Here is a 21163-nt window from a genome sequence, read left to right on the forward strand (position 1 = left end):
GTGGATGAAAAGGATACGCACAGTGCGGACGGCCTAGCCCTTGCGGCGGATCGCACGACGCGCGTGGTGCGTTCCTACCGTTGAACGGATGAAGTTCACGGCCCGGCGGGAGGCGTCGTCGATGTCGTACTCGAACGGCGAGCTGGCCGGTCCGTCCGTGGCGAATTGCTCGAGCGTCATGGCGACCGCGTCGAGAACCGTCGCCGTTTCCACACCCGTCGTGATGGTGACGCCGGTGTCGATCGCTTCCGGGCGCTCGATCGCGTCGCGGAGCGACACGGCCGGGAAGCCGAGGATGGCCGATTCCTCGCTGATGGTGCCGCTGTCGGAAAGCACCAGCTTCGCGGACTTCTGCAGCCTTACGTAGTCGTGGAAACCGAACGGCGGGTGGAAGATGAGGCCGCGCTTGGCGTCCTCCTCTTGGTCCTCCAGGCGCTTGCGCGTGCGGGGGTGGGTCGAGACGAGCACCGGCACACCGTACTCCTCGGCCAGTGCCTGCAGGGCCGCCAGCGCGGAAGCGAGACGCTCCGGGTTGTCGACGTTCTCCTCGCGGTGCATGCTCACCAGGAAGTACTCCCCCTCGGTGAGTCCCTGGCGCTCGAGCACGTCGCTGGCGTCGATTCCTTCGCGGTTCGCCTCGAGGACTTCGCGCATCGGCGAACCGGTCAGGAGGATGCGGGAGGGATGGATGCCTTCCGCGAGCAGGTTGCGGCGCGCGTGCTCGGTGTAGACCAGGTTGTAGTCGGCCACGTGGTCGACCAGGCGCCGGTTGACCTCCTCAGGGACGTTCTCGTCGTAGGAGCGGTTGCCGGCTTCCATGTGGTAGACGGGAATCTGCAGGCGCTTGGCCATGACGGCCGAAATACAGCTGTTCGTGTCGCCGAGCACGACCATCGCGTCGGGTCGCTCGGCCAGGAGGATCGGCTCGATCCGGCTCAGCACGGAGCCGAGGACCGCGCCGAGGGACGACGTGTCGCTCTCGAGGAAGTGGTCGGGGCGACGCAGCCCGAGATCTTCGAAGAAGACCTCGTTGAGCTCGTAGTCGTAGTTCTGGCCTGTGTGGACCAGGACGTGCTCGGTCTCCCGCTCCAGTCGGTCGATCGTGGCCGCGAGCCGGATGATCTCCGGACGCGTCCCGACCACCGTCATGACCTTCATCTTCTTGCGCTCGCTCACACGGCCTCCGCTATCGTGTCTGGACTGTCGGGACGAAAGAGCTCATTCGCCCAGAAGCTGGTGACCAGGGTCTGCTCACCAATGTTCTCGATCTTGTGCGACCACAGCGTCGGCATGTCGATGGCCATCGGGCGAGCTCCACTCACCTCGAAACGCAGGACCTCATCCGTGAACAGCCGTCGCATGGAGATGACCCCCGCTCCCTCGACGACCGCAAAACGCTCGACCTTGCGTCGGTGGAAGTGGTCGCCCCTGCTGATCCCCGGAGCCGTCGTCGAGAACGACGACTGGCTCTCGCCCCCACCGCATCGAATGAGCTCGAAGAACGACCCGCGTGCATCGCTGTTGGCACGCAACTCGAACGGCCCCTGCACAGGAAAGGAGAATGAACGGTACGTGTTGAAGAGGTCACGATCGAAGGACGCCGCGATGTCCGGAATTTCACCCGAACGATATCGGGCGGCGATGTCGGACAGCTTCTTCAGGACGTCGCCGACAGTCGCCTGAGTGACGCGGTCGTCGACCGAAGCGGTTGAGCCGATCAGGAGGTCGGCGGCGTCCTGGGCGTGGAGAAGGTCGAGCTCGCGGTCGATGGCGATCTCCGGCGTCCCTCCCGTGGCCAAGAGGTGGCTGAAAGTCGCCACAACAGAGTTGTAGAACGGTCGCCCGTGCTCTCCGAAGAGGTTGGGCAGCAGATGGTCCTCGAAACGGACGCCTCGCGCCTCCGCCGCCTCGCGCAGGATCTCAGCGGCGCGCGCCTTGGCATCTCCGTAGACGGAGTCGCCGGTCGCCTGAACCGAGTTCGCGAAGACGACGACCTCCGGAGGATCAGCGGCGGCCCGAAGCGCCTCCGCGACCTGCCGGGCGAATCGGAGATTGCCTTCCTGAACCTCGTGGTCGGTTCCCCGGTTGACGCCGGCCAGATGGATCAGACGAGAGGAGCCGTCGACCGCCGCAATCGTGTCCGCCTGGGAGAAGTCGTCACCGACTGGTATCGGCAGCGACTCCACGCCGCGCTCACGGAGTGCGCAACGAACATGCCAACCGAGAAATCCGCGTGCGCCGGTGAGGGCCACTCCCGTCATCGCCGCTTACTCCGATCTCCAGACATCAATCGCCAATCTTATCGTCGCATTCAGGACGCGCCGACACGGTACACGGTCATGCGCGTCTTGCCCTCGATCGTGGACGCCACGGGCGTGAGACACGAGGTCGGCGCGATCTTCACGTCGGCGAGGATGTAGTCGATATGCGCCTGGGCGAACGGCGAGCAGGGGTCCACAGTGACGTCGATCACGTCGGCCTGGGGGTTGGTGACCGTGACGGGGCCGGAACCGAGGGACCATCCGACATGGCCGAGCCTGTTCCATTCGTACTCGTACTTGCCCGTCGGGTCGATTTCGTCCCACATCTTCTTCGACGGATAGCCTTGAACGCCCGTCAGCGACTCGACGCCGCTCTCAACGATCGTCGCGCGCGCCTCAGCAGACCCCACGCTGATCCAGGTCCCCGGTTCGGCTCTATCGATGCGCTCGACGGCGCGGCCCGCCGACGTCGAGCTCAGGTCGAACACGCCGCGGTACACCGGGTTCACCCCCCAGCCTGTGACGAGGACGGTGGAGAGGATGCCGAGGGCGGCGATCGGAGCGAGCGACCGGACGAAAAAGAGGAACACCGCGATGACTATGACGGCAGCGATGATCGGCCACCGGGGCGTGAGCTTCAAGACGATCGGGTCAAGCTCGCGGAACGTCACGACCAGCGGCACGAACGACGCCGCGGTCAGAAGTGCGGAGAGAACGCCGGGAGCCCACGTCCATCGTGTGCGGAGGGCGTCCACCTTCTCTATGACGAGAGCAGCGATCACCGGAAGTAGCACGAGGAATACGATTCGGAACCGCTCGGGCGGAACACGGTCCAGCTGGAGGAGCCGTGCGATCGCGTCCCAGCCCGGCACAAGCAGGTAGGCGGCGCAGATGGCAAGGAAGACGAGCATCGTGAGAACCAGCAGGTCCGGCCGCCGGTTACGTCTCCACGCCATGACCAGGAGCCACACCAGACCGGGTGTGAGGAAGGCCGCGAGCAGAAGGATGCCGGAACCCTCGGACGAGTTCCCGCCCACGAGCGTCGGCATCGACGTCGACTTCAGCAGTTGGTTCCAGGGGAACCCGCCGATCCCGGTCAGATGGGGATCCTGGGTCCACAGGTACCCCGTGGGGATCGAGCGCTGGCCTGGATACACGGTCGACTGGATCGCCATGATCGTCGACCACCGCGTCACGACCCAGACACCCAGTACAACCATGGCCGCGGCGCCCGTGACGAGCAGCGGGACGATCTGGGTCAGCATGGTGCGGAATCGGACGCCGTCTCCGCGCCAGCGGCGCAGCAGCATACCGATCGCGAAGGCGAGGAAGGCGAGGACGCCCGGGAGGATGTACGGCACGTACAAGCCCATCGCCGTCGTGATCGCGGTGTAGCCGATCAGTCCGGCCCACAGCCAGCGCGTCCACCGTCGAACGTCCTTCATGATCCAGACGGTGCCGGCCATCGCGATCAACGGCCAAGCGACGGACCAGAGGGTACTCGGGGTGTACCACCACTGGACGAAGGGCATGAAGAGGACGCTCACAGCGAGAACCGCGGCGGTGAAGGGACGGCGCGGCACGAGCATGAGCACGACAAGGTAGGCGCCGCTCAGCACGGCAATGGCCGGGATCCACCAGAACCATGCCGCACCGATGTCGAGGCCGAAGAGGAGGTAGCCCCACAAGTGCGGGCGAAACAGCGAGGACCAGTCCCAGTTCGGAAGCTCGTTGAGAACGGTCATGTCCGTTCCGCCGGGAAAGTTCCCGTTGACGACGGGGTTGCCACGGACGTGTTGCGACACGACCCAGCCCTGCTGGACGAGCCACTCGTCCGACCGAATGGCCCGGGGGATCCCCGCGATCAGCCGGGGATCGTGTCCGAATCCCAGGTTCATGGCGTGCACACCGGACGACGTACCGCCATAGCCGAGAACGATCATCACACCGAGGACGACAGTGACGAGAATCGGGAAGGCGACGATCGTCCGCCAGGTCGGCAAGCCGGTCGCGGACGGTGCGACGAATCGTGCCCACGCCGTCGTCATTCGAAGGAACAGGCGCGCACCCCCAGCGCCTTCAGCGGTTCTTCGCACCGTCGAAACTCCCTCTCGCCATTTCGCCGGCGCTCACCGAACTGAGACGTGCGTGTGTGAACAGTGCGGAAACCGTCCACGATGACCCACCTTATCAGCGCGCGACAGGGCTGCCTGGGAGATCCCGGAAGGCGATTCTGCGGCGGTCAGATCGTGATGACCCGACAACCCAGCAGCTGATTGCTCCCCGGACCGATGTTGATCCCGTAGAGGCAAACGGTGTGCTGCCCCGGGCCGGCCGTGGACGAGACCGTGTACCCGTGGTTGGCGCCATAGGCCGGATAGACCGCGCCGACATCGGGGCGCGACTTGTCAGCCGTGAATGCCGCGCCGGCCGTGTCGATGTACATGTGCACGGGAATCGGCTGCGTCGTGTCAGGGTCGTAGGTCCATCCGGACGCAGTCACCGTGCCACCGGGTCCGACGACGACCGAATCCACGACACCGACCGGGCTGCCGCTCATTCCCGCCACCTGACGGCATCCCAGCTGGACGTTGTCGCCCGGCGCCACGATGTTGATGCCGTACGCGCAGACGTTGTGGACGCCCGGCTGTGCCGGCACGCTGACGTTGAAACCGTGGTTGGCGCCGTAGCCGGGGAACAGCGCCGCGATATCCGAACGCGGCTGGTCGGCGGTCGCCGCGACCCCGGTCCCGTCCACGTAGATGTGAACAGGGGTCGACGCGGATGTGTCCGGATCGAACGTCCATCCGCCCACGTTATAGACACCGGGACTGGAGGAGACGACATCGAGGGCGCCCATGGGTGAGCCGGAGTAGCTCGTCACCGTCCGGCAAGTGATCAGCTGGTTCGCGCCCGTGCCGGCGATCTCGATGCCGTACACACAGACCTGGTGGGAGCCGGGCCCGATCGGCACTGTCTGGTCATACCCGTGCTTCGGCCCGTATCCGGGGTATGCCGCAGCGAAATCCGCGCGATCGAGCGCGGCATCGAACATATAGCCGGCGGAGTCGACGTAGATCGCCACCTTCGTCGATGCAGCCGTATCGGGATCGTAAACCCACCCGGCAACAGTGAGCTTGCCACCGACGGCGGCCATTCTGTCGACCACACCGATCGGTGAACCGGTGAGCCCAGGGACGGTCTGACAGGTAAAGAGTTTGTTCTGTCCGGGTGGAGCGATATTGATCCCGTAGACACAGACGGTCTGCGGACCGGACCCTGTCGGGGGCAGCGTCGCATCGAAGCCGTGTGCCGAACCGACCGACGGCCAGGTGGCGCCCACGTCCGGGCGATCGTTGCTCGCCAGGATCGGATAGCCGACGCCGTTGATATACACGTGGACGGGGATGGAAGCAGTCGTGTCCGGATCGAACGCCCAGCCGGCTACCCGCACGCCTCCCGGCACCGCCTGCAGAACATCGAGGTTGCCAACGGGGCTGCCGACATCGCTGTACGTGGGCGAGCCGAACCAGTTGTTGTAGAACACCCAGAAGTTCCGGTTGCCATACGACGAACAGGAATCACCTGTCCCCCCCAGATTGGCGAGGGCGGCGGCGTTCGGCTGGTACGGCGTGTAGTTGTAGAGGTTGGCCGTGGCCTGATTGCGAACGTTGACGACGGGTGCCCCGCACGCGGCGTTCGGATGGTACTGAATGGCGTTGTTGCCGATCTTGTAACGCCAGTCGCTCGCGTGGATGGTGTATTCCTTGAACTGCCACGCGGCCTTGTAGACCTGGTTGTAGAACCCGTAGTACTGAGAATCGCACGGTGCCGTGTCGGGGCAGGCATAACCGGTGGCTGCCTCGTACTGGCGGGCGTACGGAGAACCCGCCGACACCAGGCCCTGCTCCTTCTCGAGCAGGACGATGAGCACCTTGGGGCTGATACCGCACGCCTGAGCCACCTTGGCGACGACGACCGCTGCCGGCTCACTCGGGCCGCCCTGATAGGCGCCGCACTGAGCGTTCGCCGCCCGACTGAACGTCGTGAGCGTGTAGTACCGCAGGCATGGGATGCCATTGGCCATGGCGCACCGCGGCTCGGCGGAGTTGAAGAAGTTCTGCACGTCGGTCCACGCCATCGATCCCGAGTCGAAGAACATCTGGTCGGAGATGATGTAGCCGGGATCGAAGTCCGACCCAGACAACGCCTGGGCCGGCGTCGGCTGCGCGACCCCGTACCCCAACAGCGCTCCCACGATCGCGAAGAGGGCCGCAATAGCGGTGAATCGTCGTCGTGCTGGCTTCATCGAGCGCTCTCCGGGGGTCTGCAGAGGGAAACTGGCAGCTCTCGCACGGGTAACGAGGTCGCCCCCATAGATTACGCGCCGCCTGGCCTCTGCGCACCTACAACACGCCTCGGGCGGCGCCAGGGATACCCCCCTTTCCGGTCACAATGTCCAGGTGAGCACGCGCGATCGGTACTGAGCCGGAACCCCGTCGCGAATCTCCATGTACAGGTCCGGAGCCACGACGACACTGAACGACGGCTCGGCCTCGAGCATCGCAGCGACTCGCGCCGGCAGCTTGTCGCGTGCATCCGGGGAGGCCAAGCCGGTCATGTCGAGGAGCGCACCAGGGCGGTCCGTCGCATGCGTCCAGACACCTCCCAGGGAAAGATGCCACTGGTCGGCGAGCCGAGGGAGCGGATCCGCGGGAAGCACCGCGAGGTAGATTGTCCGGCCGCCGTGCTGCCGGGAAACGTCGGAGGCGCGAATCATCCGCATGGATTCCTCCGACACCCCCATGAGAGCCGAGGCATCGGCTCGGTAATGCAGTCCCGGCGCGATTGCAGAGTTGATGCTCGACGCAGTCGGGCCGACGTATCCGAACGCCTGGACGACGACACCGGTCGCTGTGACGGCAGCCACCCACCACAGCACGCGAGTTCGCCGCCGCGCGGCCCCGAACGCGTAGACAGCGCCGACCGGGATGGTCACGAGCCCCACCAGCACCGTGGCGGCGGCAAGCTTCTCGAAGTAGTAGCTCACGTGTCCGGTCGACCGTACCTGCTGCAGACCGATGACAGCGAGCATCGCCAGGGCGAGGAGTGGCACGGCGGCGACGACCGCGGCCCGCAGCCATGCCGTACGCGACCTGCGCTCTCGCCACCGCAGGAATCCGACGATGGCAAGCCCGGCCGACGCGAGACAGACGCCGATCAGGGATGTCGCGTCGAATCCCCCCGACCCCCCGGCCGCCAGCGTGGCGCCGTTCAGAACACGGAACGAGACGACGAGCGCGACCACGACTCCGGCGACACCCGCGAGCACACCCGCGAGGGCGAGGATCACCTTCGCCCGCGACTGGCGGTACCGCGCGCGCGAGAACGGGACGAGAACAGCGGCGAAGGCCAAGCTGGTGAGGGGGACGAGGAGCAGCCAGGAGTGCGCCGTCGCCACCACGAGCCCGCTCAGCGCGAAGATCGTCAGCGGTGAGAACGTTCGAGCCCCTGTGATGGCGATTGCCCCGGCGATGCCCACGAGGGCACAGGCGAATACGAAGTTCGGGAACCCGCTCGCGAAGCTCACGGTACCCGGACCGAGGAGGTACCCCGTCACCGGAAGAGCCGCCAGCGGTAGAACCAGCGCGGGCCTGACCCGGAGAGCCGGAAGTTGCGCGATCGCTGCGGCGATGACGACGACGGTCGCGATCAACATCAACGCGATCGCGATCCCATAGGACCGCGGTCCCGGGGTGGCCCCCGGCCCCGTGACCAGTCCGCCCAGCGCCGCGGCCGTCATGTGATAGCCCGTCGGATAGTTGTCGAACGTCACGGTCGACCCGTCCGGCATCGCGGCGAAGGTTCCTGTCAGATCTCCCCCGCCTGCGTACCAGGCGTACATCGCGTAGTGCGCCACGTGGTCCCAACCGGACTTCAGGAGCACGTTGAGCGTGGAAGCGTCGTTCGGCGAGCGAAGGAATGGCAGCGTGTAGACCACACCCGCGACCGCCGCACCCAGCGGCGCGATGTCCGTCCAGCGCGTGCGCGGGAGCAGGGCGCGCAGGACGCCCCCCTGCGGACGGGCGATAATCGCCCAGGCCGTCAGTCCTGCCGCCAGAAGCGCGAGCAGGATCCCGGAGCGATCCAGTGCTCGGTTCAGCGGCAGCCACCAGAGAACCTGGGTCCAGCCCAGCATCAGCGCGCCGCCGAGGAGGATACGACGGGACAAGGAGCGCGAGATGGGAACCGCGCACAACAAGACCGCAACGAGGAGCACCGTCCAGATACCCTGCAGGTGGTGCGTCGCCCGAAGAGCAAGAATGCCTATGACGACGAGGACTGCGGCGGCCGTAGCCACCCCGATCCGAAAACCGAGCCTCATGCCAGGAACGGGTCGCGCTCCGGCAACCCCCACCGATCGATGAGGATCCGCTGTTCCCATTCCTGCACCGTGGTCACACGGGACTTCGATTCGAAGTGATAGAGCTGCACGCCGCGGAGCCACACGAGACGGTAGCCCAGCGTGCCGACCTTGAGACACAAGTCGACGTCGTTGAAATTGCCAGGAAGCGATTCCGAGAAACCGCCCGCCTCGAGAAAGACGCTCCTGGGCATGGCGATGCACGCAGCTGTGAGTCCGGACGCTTCCCTGTTGAACAGAAGCGAGGAGAAGGCCCCGTAGGCGTCGGCGGTGTACCCGAAGTAGGCGTGCGTGAAGTTGGCATCGTGATGCTGGTGCCCAGCGTGCTGAATCGTGCCGTCCTCGAAGAGGAGCAACGCACCCGTCATCCCCACGTCCGGTTCATCGAGGGGTGCCAGCAGCTGACCGACGATCTCGTCGCTGATGGCCTGCACATCGTCGTTCAAGAAGACCACCGCGTCGCCCCGCGAGGCCAGGACGCCGGCATTGCACTTCCGACTGAAGTTGAACACGCCGCTGAAAAGCACGGGGGTCAGTCGATCTCCCGCGATCTCGGACAGTTCCGTCAAGACGGCAGGATCAGTTTCAGCGTCGTACACGACCACGATCTCGAGGTCCCGGTGCGCCGTCTTCTCGAGAAGAGATCGCACTGCCTCGACGACGAACACGCGCTCCTCACCGAAGACGACGCCGCGGGTGCCCCTGGTCGGGATGATGACGCTGACGGATCGGTCGAGCTGCGGCTCGCGCTCCACCGTGTAGGTTCCGGGAACCGGACCTCTGACCGCTCGCGCCTTGATGCCACTCCGCTTGAGGTGCTCGTCGACAGCACGCACTCCCGCATCCCAGGCGTAGGACTTGCTGTCGATGTCCAGCGCGGTGGATCCCTCGACGGCACGCCAATGATAGAGAACCTCGGGGATGTGCACGATTCCCCGAGCGCGTTCGGTCACGCGGAGGATGAGGTCGTGGTCCTGAGAGCCGTCGAAACCCGGGCGGAATGCGCCGACTTCTCGGACCAGACTCGTGCGTATCACGGAGAGGTGACTGGTGTACATCTGACCGCGCAGGCGCTCAGGAGACCACGAGGGCTTATCGAATCGGTCGTAGAAGGTCCCGTCCGTCGTCACCTTGTCTTCGTCCGTGTAGACGTAGTCGACATTCGTTCCGTTCCGGATGGCCTCGGCAACGCGCTCGAGCGCTTCAGGGGCCAGGAGATCGTCGTGGTCCAGAAGGGCGACGAAGTCTCCCGTCGCTGCCGCGATGCCGTCGTTGGAGGCAGCCACGATTCCCCCGTTGACGGCACGCTCTACGACGACGATTCGACGGTCTTCGACGGCCGCAGCGGCGAGCACCCCCGAAACGCCGAGGTCGGGCGACGCATCGTTGACGAGGACCAGTTGCCAGTGCGGGTACGTCTGGGTGGTGACGGACCGGATCATCTCCAGCAAGAGGTCTTGACGGGTGTTGTAGACCGGAACGACGACGGAGAACACGATGGTGTTCACTTGAGTCTGCGTCCGACTTTACGAGCAGCCGCAAACGGCTTCGTGAGCAGTCGTCCGAGTCTCCAGGTGGTGGACTGCCGGATGAGGTTGACCGTGTGCTGGTGAGTAGCCGCGTCGTTGATCAGGTTGAGCCTGGTCTGGAGGAGTTCAGCGCGCAGCCCGAGCTCCACATCCCGCGCGATGAGTTGCGCATGGCTGAGCTCGCGCAGTGCCCGATGGAGCTCTTCGTTCTCGGTGCGCAGCCTCGTGAGCTCGTCATCGATGTTCGTCTTATCGTTCATAATCTCTGTCCGCGGGTCACAGTCCCGCTTCGTCCCCCCGGGTGATCCTATCGATGGTTCCGCCGACCGGACTCACTGTCCAGCCTCGCGCTTACGCTTGAGCCGAGCGCGGTAACGCTCGACGACCGCGGATGGGCCGCCCTCGTTCAGGTAATACGCCACACGCTGAAAGTCGCGCCGAACCCCGGTCGCTCGCTTGGGGGCGACGTAGACGGCGGGCCGAGCTCGGAGTCCCTTGCCCTGCTTCGAGCGCTGGGCGGCTGCCGCTCCTTTGTCCGCTGCAGGCTTCGGATCCCGGAGGAATTCGACCAGCGGGGCCAACGTCCGGCGCCAGCGGAACGTCTCACGGAGCCGCTCGACGTTCTTGCGCGCGGTCGTTGCGCTCGGCTTGTGATAGAGGTATCGCTCGATCGCCGCGGCGAGAGCGGCGGCGTCCTGCTCAGGGACCGCTGCGCCGAGCTCTTCCGCTTCGACAAGAGTGCCGAACGAATCTCCGGCGGTCGTCACGATCGGCAAGCCGGCCCAGAGGTAGTCGAGGATTCGGGTCCGGAACGAGAACGTCGTCTCGACGTGCTGAAAATGGGTGGAGACTCCGAGATCGGCTTCGAGCAGGTAATTCTGGCGCTCGTCGTACGGCACCCACGATTCGTTGAAGAAGACGTGCGTGTTGAGAACGCCGAGGTCCGCAGCGCGTCGCTTCGCCCTCGTCACCGCCTCCATCTCCGGCACGGCGGGGTTCGGGTGTTTGACGCCCATGAAGAACAACCGAAGTTCAGGGTGCGCGCTCGACAAGGCGGAGATCGCCTCGATCAACGACTCGGGGTCGAACCAGTCGTAGATGCCACCCGCCCAGATGAGAATCTTGTCGTCTGCGCCGATGCCGGGCACCACCCCGCGCATGGCCGGACGGGTCGCGACGGGAGGCTCCTCCGGAATGCCGAACGGTGCCACGGCGATGAGATTGTCGAGATCGGTGTCGTGAGCGTATGTGTAGGCGTTCACACGGCCCAAGCCGGCCAGCTGTCCCAGCCAGAAGTGGCGCTGCTGCTCCGAGGCGCACAAGAAGAAGTCCCCGAGTGCCAGCTGGTGGTTGAGCGACTCCGTCGCCTCGGAGATCTGCTTGTTCCACTGGTTGATCGATTTGCCCCGCCCCTGCTCGAGCTGTTCGAGATGCATCGGGTCGTAGATGTCGACGACAAGGATCTTGTTCGATTTCTCGAGGCTCGGGAAGAGTTCGAGCGCGTGACCTTGCACAACGATCACGTCGGCCCATTCTTCGTGCTCCACGACGGTCTTCGGTCGATGCAACGAAATCACGCCGACCTCCACCACATCGTCGAGCGGCTCCGCCGACGACATGCTGACCAGACGAACGTCATGCTCTTCGGAGAGGAGCTTGGCGATGTTCCACGCGCGGATAGCCGGCCCGGCCATGCGTTCGCCTACGGGGTCGCCGGTGATCACCAGCACGCGGGTCCGGCGCTGCAGACCGAGTTGGCCGAGGGTGTCCACAATCTTCTCGTACCCACGCAGATACGGCTCGATCGGATAGGCCGGCTCGTCGGTCACTCCCAGCAGACCGGAGATATCGCGATCGGTACGGACCCGGCCGGCCTGGACAGCCGCCCGCTTGGCCGTCATCTCCGGCAGCAACTCGACGAACTGGTCGATCGCGTAAATGCCTGCAAGCGTCTGCTTGCTCACCGACTCGACGGGGACCGAGTCATCGCCCGCGCGCCGGATGTCGAGAGAGGTGGTGTCGAGTTCGCCTCGAGCTGTCGCGCGGCGCACAGCCAGCAGGACGGCGCTGGAGAGCACCTGGGCGAGCGAGTCGTCGTCGAGGTTCTTGTAGAGCGTATAGAGCGCGTTCCGCTCCAGGAGGTACTGTTCCCGGAACGAGCCGAACTTGTCCATCGACGCGTGATGCTTGTGGTACGCGAGCGATCGCGGCTGATACCGGAATCGATGACCCGCGAGATTGAGCCGCCATCCGAGATCGACGTCTTCGTAGAACATGAAGTAGTCCTCGTCGAACCCACCCAGCTCATCGTAGACCGCACCCCTCACGAACATCGCTGCGCCGGTGCCGAACAGGACGTCGCGCTCTTCGTCCCAGGACCCTCGATCGCGCTCTCCGGCATGAGGCTTGTAGCCCATGCCGTACCACGTCACCGCCCCATCGACGAAGTCGACGCGCTCGCCTTCCCAGTCGAGCACTTTGCTCGCCACAGCGCCGATCCTCGGCGACCGCTCGAACGTCGCCATGGCCTCGGCGATCCACCGGGCGTCGGGTCGGGCGTCGTTGTTCAGGAATGCGACGAACTCGCCCGTGGATTTCGCGACACCGAGGTTCGAGCCGCCGGCGAAGCCACGGTTCTCCACCGACTCTACGAGCACGATCGCGTCCCCCAGTTCGCGCAGACGCGCGCCGCTGTCGTCGCCCGAACCGTTTTCGACCACCACGATCTCGAGCTGTTCCCTCGGCCAGTCGAGTCGTTGGAGCTCTTCGACGGCGTGAATCGTGTCGTCGGCGCCACGGAAATTCACCAACACGACAGATACGACACCGGCTCGACGTTTTTTCACAGGGAACACCTTACGGGGTTGCGAACGGGGCACAGGGAGAGGCTCGTCAACTCGGATGGCTGAGGGATGCGAGGTACGCGTCGATGGTCGGCCCTGCCTCGCCGACCGACACCAGCTCGCCATGACTGAGCCAGGCGGCATGGTCGCACATGTCCTTGACCTGGCCCATCGCGTGACTGACCAGGATCACGGTGCGGCCTTGCTGCTTGAACTCGACGAACTTCTGGCGGCACTTCTCCTGGAAGTCCGCGTCGCCGACCGCCAAGACCTCGTCGACGACCAGGATCTCAGGCTCGACATTGATTGCGACGGAGAAGCCGAGTCGAACGTACATACCAGAGGAGTAGTTCTTCACCGGCTGGTCGATGAACTGCTCGACACCTGAGAACTCGACGATCTCGTCGAACTTGCGAGTGATCTCTTTGCGGGACATCCCCAGGATCGACCCGTTCAAGAAGACGTTCTCGCGGCCCGAGAGCTCCGGGTGGAATCCGGATCCGACTTCGAGGAGGGCGGCGAGCTTCCCTCTCGCCGTGATCGTTCCCTTTTCCGGGGTGTAGATCCGCGCGAGGCACTTGAGAAGAGTCGACTTACCGGACCCGTTGCTTCCGATGAGGCCGAACGTCGACCCTTCCGGCACTTCGAACGAGACGTCTTTCAGCGCCCAGAAGTCTTCATGGACGGACCGACGGCCGCGCATGATCGCGGACTTCAGCGATTGATTGCGCTCGTGGTACAGGCGAAACTTCTTGCTCACCTCATGGACGTCGACGGCAGTCGCTGTCATAGTGCTTCAGCAAGACCCTTCTCGTTTCGGCGGAACACCAGGAGCCCGAGCGCGAAGACGACCAATGAGAACAGAGTGATATAGAGCATGTCGCTGACCTCGGGCCAGCGGTTGTCGTAGAGAAGATTGCGGAAGACAGCGACGAACCTCTCCATCGGGTTGAGACGGTACAGGTCCCCGATCGTGATGGACGTGCCCATCAGGCCGCCGATCCTCGCGGACTGCGCGTCCACCAGCGAGATCGGATAGATGATCGGCGTGAGATACATCCAGATCTGCATGAGGATTCCCACGAAGTACTGGGTGTCGCGGAAATGGACGTTCGCGATCGAGAGCATCAGTGCCAGACCGGCCGCGAAGACGGCCAGGAGGAGCATGACCACGATCAGCAGAGGTATCCACGGCCACACGAACGATCCGAAGATGACGAGGGCGACGAGAAGGACAGCCATCTCGAACAGCCAGTTGAAGCCGATCGATCCGACATACGAGAGTGGAAGGACGATGCGGTTGAAGTAGACCTTCTGGATGAGTCCCGCGTTCGCGAGGAGCGAGCCCATACCCACCTGGACGACACTGGCGAAGAAGCCCCACGGCAGAAGGCCGCAGAGCAACCACAGAGGAAAGATATCGAGGCCGGAAGGGTTCCCGGGTTCCGGCTGGACACGGATGATGAACGCGAAGACGATGGTATAGACCAGCATCGAGGCGAGCGGGTTGACGAGCGACCAGAGCTGGCCGAAAATCGTCCTCTTGTATTGACCACGAATCTCACGGAGCGTGAGATTCGCGAGGAGCTCTCGGGACGAGAGAACCTCTTTGAGATATGACATAGATCCTCACGGTTTTCAACGGCTGCACGCAGACCAGAGATCAACATACCCTAACGGATATAGTTGTTTGATCTATGAGTAGCGCCGACCCGACCCCCCGCACGGCTGTCGTCACCGTCACCTACGGATCCGACGACGTACTCCCAGGATTCCTCCGGTCGGTTCGTGACTCGTCCTCCCAGCGCCCACTCGTGGTCGTCGCAGACAACAAGCCGGATGACGGCATCACGCGTTCTCTCGCCGAGGCCGAAGGGGCGCTCTATCTGGCCATGACGGACAACCGTGGATATGGCGGCGCCGTCAATTCCGCGGTGGAACAGCTGCCCGCGAGTGTCGAGTGGATCCTCGTCTCCAACCCTGATGTCGTTCTCGGGCCGGGGAGCCTGGACTCGCTCACGGCTCGCGGGGACGCGGATCCCTCAATCGGGTCGGTGGGTCCGGCTGTGCTCACCCCCGAGGGGGACGTCTATCCGTCAGCGAGAGCTGTGCCGTCGATTCGGACGGGCATCGGCCATGCTCTCTTCGCCAACTTGTGGCCGACCAATCCCTGGACTCGCGCCTACCGCCGGGAAGACACCCGATTCGATGTCCGGGACGCGGGTTGGCTCTCCGGCGCCTGTCTTCTCGTCAGGCGCGAGGCGTTCGATCGCCTGCACGGATTCGACACCGGATACTTCATGTACTTCGAGGACGTCGACCTCGGCATGCGGCTCGGCGAAGCAGGCTATCGAAACGTCTTCGATCCGACGGCTTCGGTGCAGCACAGTGGCGCCCATTCGACGACGCGGGAATCAGCGAACATGGTTCGAGCGCATCATGCAAGCGCCAAGCGCTTCCTGCAGCGGAAGTATCCAGGACCGCTACTCTGGCCGACGCGCATCGTACTGTCCGCCGGACTCTCGATCCGTTCCTGGCTGAGCACCCGCCGCGGGCGCTGATTCAGCGATGCAGGCTCCGGGTCACAGCTCTGACCGGAGCGGTGACGCGCCAGCTGGCGCTCCGTCGCATTGCCTCGAGCTGGTTCGTGAGTCCCAGGAGGGTTGCGTCTCGTTCGGCGAGGGCACGCGCGGTCTCTGTCCGCAATTCACCGAGGGCTCTCACGTACACGTCGCGCTCGTCTCGGAACGCGATCGTTCGGGCGATGTCCTCGCCGAGCGCCTCGTAGTCGCGACGAACATGCTCGGGCCGCTCTGCTGCTGAAGCGAAGAAAGTCCGGATCTCCTCCGGCAGCTCCGTTCCGACCCCGAGGACGCCCAGACCGTGCTCGTGTTCGAACGCGAACGACGGATAGCTGCCGCGGATCTCGTCCCAGAACTGCCAGACACCGAAGTCGTCCCTCCGCTCCGTGATGTCGTGGAATAGTACGACACCGCGATCGGAGACCTTTGGAAGCCAGTGCTCGAAGTCGTGTCTGACGTCCTCGTAGCGATGACGCCCGTCGATGTGAAGGAGATCGATGCTGCCGTCGTCGAACGCGGCGAGCGAGTCGTCGAAGTAGCCCTTGAGCAACGTCGAGAATGACGAGTACTCCCGGTCGTTGACCGAGGCCACGTAGTCGTAGACCTCCGACCCGTAGACTCCGGCGTGCTCCTCACCCTCCCATGAATCCAGGGCGAATGCGGTGCTGCTCAGTCCCAGTCGGCGGATCGCCTCGCAGAAGACGAAATAGGAGTAGCCCCAGTGAGTGCCCAATTCGACGATCGTCCCCGGGCGCAGTGCGGATACGATCCAGGAGGCGAAGGGGGCGTGGCGAACCCACGCACTCAGGGGAAGATGCGACGGGTGCCAGTACGAGACCGCGCTCAACCACGCCTCCCTGCCGGGAAGCACGGGTTCAATGGGTCCCTCGATCATCGCATTCCTCCGGTCGCTCGCGTCATTGCTAATGGCTGATGATGCCACATCCAACGGCATCCACCGGGCGAGTCGGAGCTAAGCGAGGAAATCAGCCAGGTACTTGCCGTAGCCGCTCTTCAGGAGGGGCTGCGAAAGCACCGCGAGCTGCGCGTCGGTGATCCAGCCCGCTCGCCAGGCGATCTCCTCGATGCAGCCCACCTTGAAGCCCTGGCGGTCCTCGATGACGCGCACATACTCCGACGCCTGCATCATCGACTCGAATGTGCCGGTGTCGAGCCATGCTGTGCCGCGGTCGAGCACCTGCACCTGCAGCTTGCCGCTCTCGAGATAGCGCTCGTTGACCGTGGAGATCTCGAGCTCCCCTCTCGAGCTCGGCTCGATGGTCTTGGCGATCTCGACGACCGAGTTGTCGTAGAAGTAGAGGCCGGGGACAGCGAATTTGCTCTTCGGCTTGGCCGGCTTTTCCTCGATCGAGACCGCAGTGAAGTTGTTGTCGAACTCGACGACGCCGTACGCCGTCGGGTCGCTCACCTGATAGGCGAAGATCAGGGCCCCGTCGATGTCGTTGTGCTGCCGCAAAGCCGAGCCGAGCCCCGATCCGTGGAAGATGTTGTCGCCGAGGACGAGCGCGACCGACTCGTCGCCGATGAACTCCTCGCCGATGATGAACGCCTGGGCGAGACCGTCAGGCGACGGCTGCACTGCGTACTCGAGACGGATGCCGAGGTGCGAGCCGTCTCCGAGCAGGGCACGGAACTGCTCGTTGTACTCAGGCGTGGTGATGATCAGAATCTCTCGAATCCCCGCCATCATCAGGGTCGACAGCGGGTAGTAGACCATCGGCTTGTCGTAGATGGGCATGAGCTGCTTCGAGATGCCCTTGGTGATGGGCCACAGTCGGGTGCCGGATCCGCCGGCGAGGATGATTCCGCGCATGAGGGTGGTGTCGTCCTTACTTCTGGTCGAGGGAGGCGTAGAAGGCGCGGGCCGCGTCCCAGGTCGGGAGCAGACCGGCCTCGCGTGCCTCCGAGAGGCCCGGCGCGTCGGTGTCCTTGGGCGACAGCAGGAGCTCGTCCGCCGGAACGGGGAACTCGAGGGCGATCTCGGCGTCGAGGGGGTTGATGCCGTGCTCACGCCCCGGGTTGTAGACGTCGGTGACCAGATAGCTCACGGTCGCGTCGTCGGTCAACGCGACGAAGCAGTGCCCCAGGCCCTCCGCGACGTAGATCGCGCGGCGGTCTGTGTCGTCGAGCAGCACGGAGTCCCACCGGCCGAACGTCGGGGAGCCGACGCGGATGTCGATGACGAAGTCGAGCACGGCGCCGCGCGGGGCCATGACGTACTTGGCCTGGCTCGGCGGGATGTCGGCGAAGTGGATGCCGCGGACCGAGCCGCGGCGCGACACGGAGGTGTTGCCTTGCTTGAGGTCGAGCGAGTGGCCGACGGCCTCCTCCAGCCGGTCGAATCGGTAGAACTCGAAGAACAGGCCGCGGTCGTCCGCGTGCTGCACCGGGGTGATCTCGTAGGCGTCGGGGATCGAAAGTTCTCGGATCTGCACCCCGGGAGTCTACCAATCGGGGCTCACTGTAGACTCCATGGCGGTTCACCGACAGAAAGCAGCCCATCCGCATGAAGATTCTCGTCACCGGTGGCGCCGGGTTCATCGGCTCCAACTTCGTCCGCCGGACCCTGCAGGACGCCTACCCCGGCCTCGAGGGCGCGGAGGTCGTCGTCCTCGACGCCCTCACGTACTCGGGCAACCTGGCGAACCTCGCCCCGGTCGCCGATTCGCCCCGCTACACGTTCATCAAGGGCGACATCCGCGACGGCGGTCTTCTCGACGAGCTCTTCCCCACGATCGACGCGGTGGTGCACTTCGCGGCGGAGTCGCACGTCGACCGCTCGGTGCGCGACGCCTCCATCTTCGTGGAGACCAACGTCCTCGGCACGCAGCAGCTGCTCGACGCCGCCCTCCGCAACAAGGTCGAGCGCTTCGTCCACGTCTCGACCGACGAGGTCTACGGGTCGATCGCCGAGGGCTCGTGGGCGGAGGACCGCCCGCTCGAGCCCAATTCGCCCTACTCGGCCTCCAAGGCCGGCAGCGACCTGCTGGCCCGCAGCTACTTCCGCACGCACGGGCTCAACCTCTCGATCACGCGCTGCTCGAACAACTACGGCCCCTACCACTTCCCCGAGAAGGTCATCCCGCTTTTCGTCACCAACCTCATCGACGACAAGCACGTCCCGCTGTACGGCGAGGGCAACAACATCCGCGACTGGCTGCACGTCGACGACCACACGCGCGGCATCGCGATGGTGCTGGTGAACGGCCGCGCCGGCGAAATCTACAACATCGGCGGAGGCACGGAGCTGACCAACAAGGAGCTCACCGAGCTGCTGCTGGAGGCCACGGGCAAGGACTGGTCCTACGTCGACCGGGTCGCCGACCGCCTCGGCCACGACCTGCGCTACTCGGTCGACATCTCCAAGATCCAGAACGAGCTCGGCTACGAGCCGCTGGTGCCGTTCCAGCAGGGTCTCACGGATGTCGTGCAGTGGTACCGCGACAACCGCGACTGGTGGGAGCCGCTGAAGGCGCGCGCCGCGCTGGACAACTGATGCGCGTCCTCATCGCGGGAGCGAACGGCCAGCTCGGGCAAGACCTGCAGAAGGCGTTCGCCGCTCACACGGTGACGGCGCTGGGTCGTGCGCAGCTCGACGTGACCGACCGCGACGCTGTGATCGCGGCCGTCTCCGGGCACGATGCCGTGGTCAACGCGTCGGCGTACACCAAGGTCGATGACGCCGAGACGCACGAGGACGAGGCCTACGCGATCAACGCCGTCGGCACCGAGAATCTCGCCATCGCCGCCGCGTCGATCGGCGCGCGCTACGTGACGGTCTCCACCGACTATGTGTTCGACGGCCACGCGACCGAGCCCTATGCCGAAGACACCCCGCGCGACCCGATCAACGCCTACGGCCGCACCAAGGCCGCCGGCGAGGAGCTCGCGCTGGCGGCGCACCCCGCGGGCACCTACGTCGTCCGCACCGCGTGGCTCTACGGCGCCGGCGGAGCGAACTTCGCGCGAACTATGGTGAAGTTGGCCGCCACTCACGAGACGGTGAGCGTCGTCGCCGACCAGCTGGGACAGCCGACGTGGACGGGCGACCTCGCCGACCAGATCGTCACCCTGATCGAGTCGGACGCGCCTCCCGGTGTCTACCACGGCACGAATTCCGGCCAGGCCAGCTGGTTCGACTTCGCCAAGGCGGTCTTCAGCGCGGCCGGATTGAACCCTGATAGGGTCACACCGACCGACAGCGCGACGTTCGTGCGACCCGCACCGCGACCGTCCTACTCCGTCCTCGGACACGAGGCCTGGGCCAAGGCCGGGCTCGCTCCGCTGCGGTCCTGGCAGGAAGCCCTGGCAGACGCGGCACGGCACGGAGTCCTGGAGCTGGAGACAGATGACGACACTCAGCGTGGTGGTCGATGACCTCACCGCTGCGGAGACCGGTGGTACCCGGAGGTACACGGAAGAGCTGACACGTCAGCTCATCGCCACCGCCCCAGCCGGCTGCGACGTGCGCGCGTTCGTGTCGAACGTGCCCGACGAGCAACTGGACGCCATCCGTTCGTCGCTGCCGGGGCTCGCAGACCTGGTGCGCCTCCCCCTCGCCCGGCGCGAGCTCGCCCTCGCGTGGCAGTCCGGCATCGCCGTCGGCGGTGTGCGCGGGATGATCCACGCGCCGAGCCTCCTGGCACCGCTGCGCAAGCAGCGCTCCGCTGATGCCGATGACCAGATCGCGGTCACGATCCACGACGCTCTCGCCTGGACACACGCCGAGTCGCTGGGAGCCGCGTCGGTGCTCTGGACGAAGGCGATGGCCAAGCGCGCGCGCAAGTTCGCCGCCGCCGTCGTCGTCCCCACCCACGCCGTCGCGGACAGGCTCGCCGAGGTGCTCGACTTCGGCGATCGTATCCGGGTGATCGGCGGAGCGCCCGCGACGTCGCTTCGGCTCCCCGCCGACGCCGACGAGCGCGCCGCCCGATTGCAGCTGCCTCCGGAATACGCGTTCACCCTGGGCTCGATCATGCCGCGCAAGGGCATCGCCCCGCTCATCCGGGCCGTCGCCCGGCCGGAGGCTCAGGGGATCCCGCTGCTGATCGCCGGGCCGGACCGCTACGGCGACGGCACCGCGACCGGCGTCGCGGCAGCCGCCGGACTCCCCGAGGACCGGGTGCGGGCTCTCGGACGCCTCGACGACGCCGACCTGGCCGTGGTGCTCGACCGCGCGACGATGTTCGTCTACCCGAGCCTCGCGGAGGGCTTCGGACTGCCGATCGTGGAGGCCTTCAAGTTCGGTCTGCCGGTCATCCACTCGAACGACCCCGCGCTCGTGGAGGTCGCCGCCGGCGCGAGCCTCGTAGTGGAGCGGCCTGCCTCCGCCGACGACGACTCCGGCTACAGCGAACGATTGGCCGGCGCCATCGGCCGCGTGCTCGACGACGCCGACCTGCGCTCCCGGCTGGGCGTGCTCGCCTCCGACCGGGCCCGTGCGTTCAGCTGGCGCGACTCCGCTGAGCGGGTCTGGCAGCTGCACGCCGATCTCTGAAACGGA

The 21163-nt window shown here is 65.3% G+C and carries 17 protein-coding genes; 4 read left to right on the plus strand and 13 right to left on the minus strand.

The window, feature by feature from the left end; genetic code table 11:
* Positions 1-33: 33 nt before the first annotated feature.
* From wecB to JNB50_RS01590, 10 genes are all read right to left on the minus strand, one after another.
* Positions 34-1158 carry a non-hydrolyzing UDP-N-acetylglucosamine 2-epimerase gene (gene wecB, locus JNB50_RS01545; RefSeq protein WP_208038463.1) on the minus strand — a complete coding sequence of 375 codons (1125 nt, stop codon included), beginning with the start codon at positions 1156-1158 and terminating at the stop codon, positions 34-36.
* Positions 1159-1172: 14 nt separating this feature from the next.
* Entirely contained in the window at positions 1173-2261 is a 1089-nt protein-coding gene (locus tag JNB50_RS01550) for an NAD-dependent epimerase/dehydratase family protein (RefSeq protein WP_208038368.1), read from the minus strand.
* Between the two features lie 50 nt (positions 2262-2311).
* On the minus strand, positions 2312-4309 hold the full coding sequence (locus JNB50_RS01555) for a hypothetical protein (protein WP_208038369.1): 1998 nt from the start codon (positions 4307-4309) through the stop codon (positions 2312-2314).
* Positions 4310-4503: 194 nt separating this feature from the next.
* Positions 4504-6570 carry a hypothetical protein gene (locus JNB50_RS01560; RefSeq protein WP_208038370.1) on the minus strand — a complete coding sequence of 689 codons (2067 nt, stop codon included), beginning with the start codon at positions 6568-6570 and terminating at the stop codon, positions 4504-4506.
* Between the two features lie 141 nt (positions 6571-6711).
* Positions 6712-8493, minus strand: coding sequence for a hypothetical protein (locus tag JNB50_RS01565; protein WP_208038371.1), 1782 nt, complete (start codon positions 8491-8493; stop codon positions 6712-6714).
* Between the two features lie 149 nt (positions 8494-8642).
* Positions 8643-10181: a glycosyltransferase gene (locus tag JNB50_RS25700; RefSeq protein ID WP_307794565.1), complete on the minus strand. Its 1539-nt coding sequence runs from the start codon at positions 10179-10181 to the stop codon at positions 8643-8645.
* Between the two features lie 8 nt (positions 10182-10189).
* Complete coding sequence (locus JNB50_RS01575; protein WP_208038372.1) at positions 10190-10474, minus strand: hypothetical protein; 285 nt, start codon at positions 10472-10474, stop codon at positions 10190-10192.
* A 72-nt stretch (positions 10475-10546) separates the two neighbouring features.
* Positions 10547-13093 carry a glycosyltransferase gene (locus JNB50_RS01580; protein WP_307794566.1) on the minus strand — a complete coding sequence of 849 codons (2547 nt, stop codon included), beginning with the start codon at positions 13091-13093 and terminating at the stop codon, positions 10547-10549.
* 13 nt (positions 13094-13106) lie between these two features.
* The gene (locus JNB50_RS01585; RefSeq protein WP_208038373.1) at positions 13107-13847 is read right to left on the minus strand and encodes an ABC transporter ATP-binding protein; all 741 of its coding nucleotides are present in this window, start codon (positions 13845-13847) and stop codon (positions 13107-13109) included.
* Positions 13844-14680 (minus strand): ABC transporter permease, encoded by an 837-nt coding sequence (locus JNB50_RS01590; protein ID WP_208038374.1) that lies wholly within the window; start codon positions 14678-14680, stop codon positions 13844-13846. The genes JNB50_RS01585 and JNB50_RS01590 overlap by 4 nt, the downstream gene beginning before the upstream one ends.
* 74 nt (positions 14681-14754) lie before the next feature.
* Here JNB50_RS01590 and JNB50_RS01595 point away from each other — a divergent pair, with 74 nt between their 5' ends.
* Positions 14755-15618 carry a glycosyltransferase family 2 protein gene (locus JNB50_RS01595; protein WP_208038375.1) on the plus strand — a complete coding sequence of 288 codons (864 nt, stop codon included), beginning with the start codon at positions 14755-14757 and terminating at the stop codon, positions 15616-15618.
* A gap of 1 nt (position 15619) precedes the next feature.
* Here the strand turns inward: JNB50_RS01595 and JNB50_RS01600 are convergent, their stop codons facing one another.
* The 3 genes from JNB50_RS01600 to JNB50_RS01610 all read right to left on the minus strand — a co-directional run bounded on the left by JNB50_RS01600 (position 15620) and on the right by JNB50_RS01610 (position 18095).
* Positions 15620-16534: a class I SAM-dependent methyltransferase gene (locus JNB50_RS01600; protein ID WP_208038376.1), complete on the minus strand. Its 915-nt coding sequence runs from the start codon at positions 16532-16534 to the stop codon at positions 15620-15622.
* 78 nt (positions 16535-16612) lie between these two features.
* On the minus strand, positions 16613-17473 hold the full coding sequence (gene rfbA, locus JNB50_RS01605; RefSeq protein WP_208038377.1) for a glucose-1-phosphate thymidylyltransferase RfbA: 861 nt from the start codon (positions 17471-17473) through the stop codon (positions 16613-16615).
* A gap of 16 nt (positions 17474-17489) precedes the next feature.
* Positions 17490-18095 (minus strand): dTDP-4-dehydrorhamnose 3,5-epimerase family protein, encoded by a 606-nt coding sequence (locus JNB50_RS01610; protein ID WP_208038378.1) that lies wholly within the window; start codon positions 18093-18095, stop codon positions 17490-17492.
* 71 nt (positions 18096-18166) lie between these two features.
* On the opposite strand from JNB50_RS01610, the gene rfbB reads away from it, so the two are divergent.
* Genes rfbB through JNB50_RS01625 form a run of 3 tightly spaced genes read left to right on the plus strand, consistent with a single transcriptional unit; the run spans position 18167 to position 21157 of the window.
* On the plus strand, positions 18167-19156 hold the full coding sequence (gene rfbB / locus JNB50_RS01615; protein ID WP_208038379.1) for a dTDP-glucose 4,6-dehydratase: 990 nt from the start codon (positions 18167-18169) through the stop codon (positions 19154-19156).
* Entirely contained in the window at positions 19156-20037 is an 882-nt protein-coding gene (gene rfbD / locus JNB50_RS01620; protein ID WP_208038380.1) for a dTDP-4-dehydrorhamnose reductase, read from the plus strand. Before rfbB ends, rfbD begins: the two co-directional genes overlap by 1 nt.
* Entirely contained in the window at positions 20009-21157 is a 1149-nt protein-coding gene (locus JNB50_RS01625; RefSeq protein ID WP_208038381.1) for a glycosyltransferase family 1 protein, read from the plus strand. The genes rfbD and JNB50_RS01625 overlap by 29 nt, the downstream gene beginning before the upstream one ends.
* The last annotated feature ends 6 nt before the right edge of the window (positions 21158-21163 follow it).

Source organism: Leifsonia sp. TF02-11 (assembly GCF_017565305.1).
Taxonomy (GTDB): domain Bacteria; phylum Actinomycetota; class Actinomycetes; order Actinomycetales; family Microbacteriaceae; genus Leifsonia.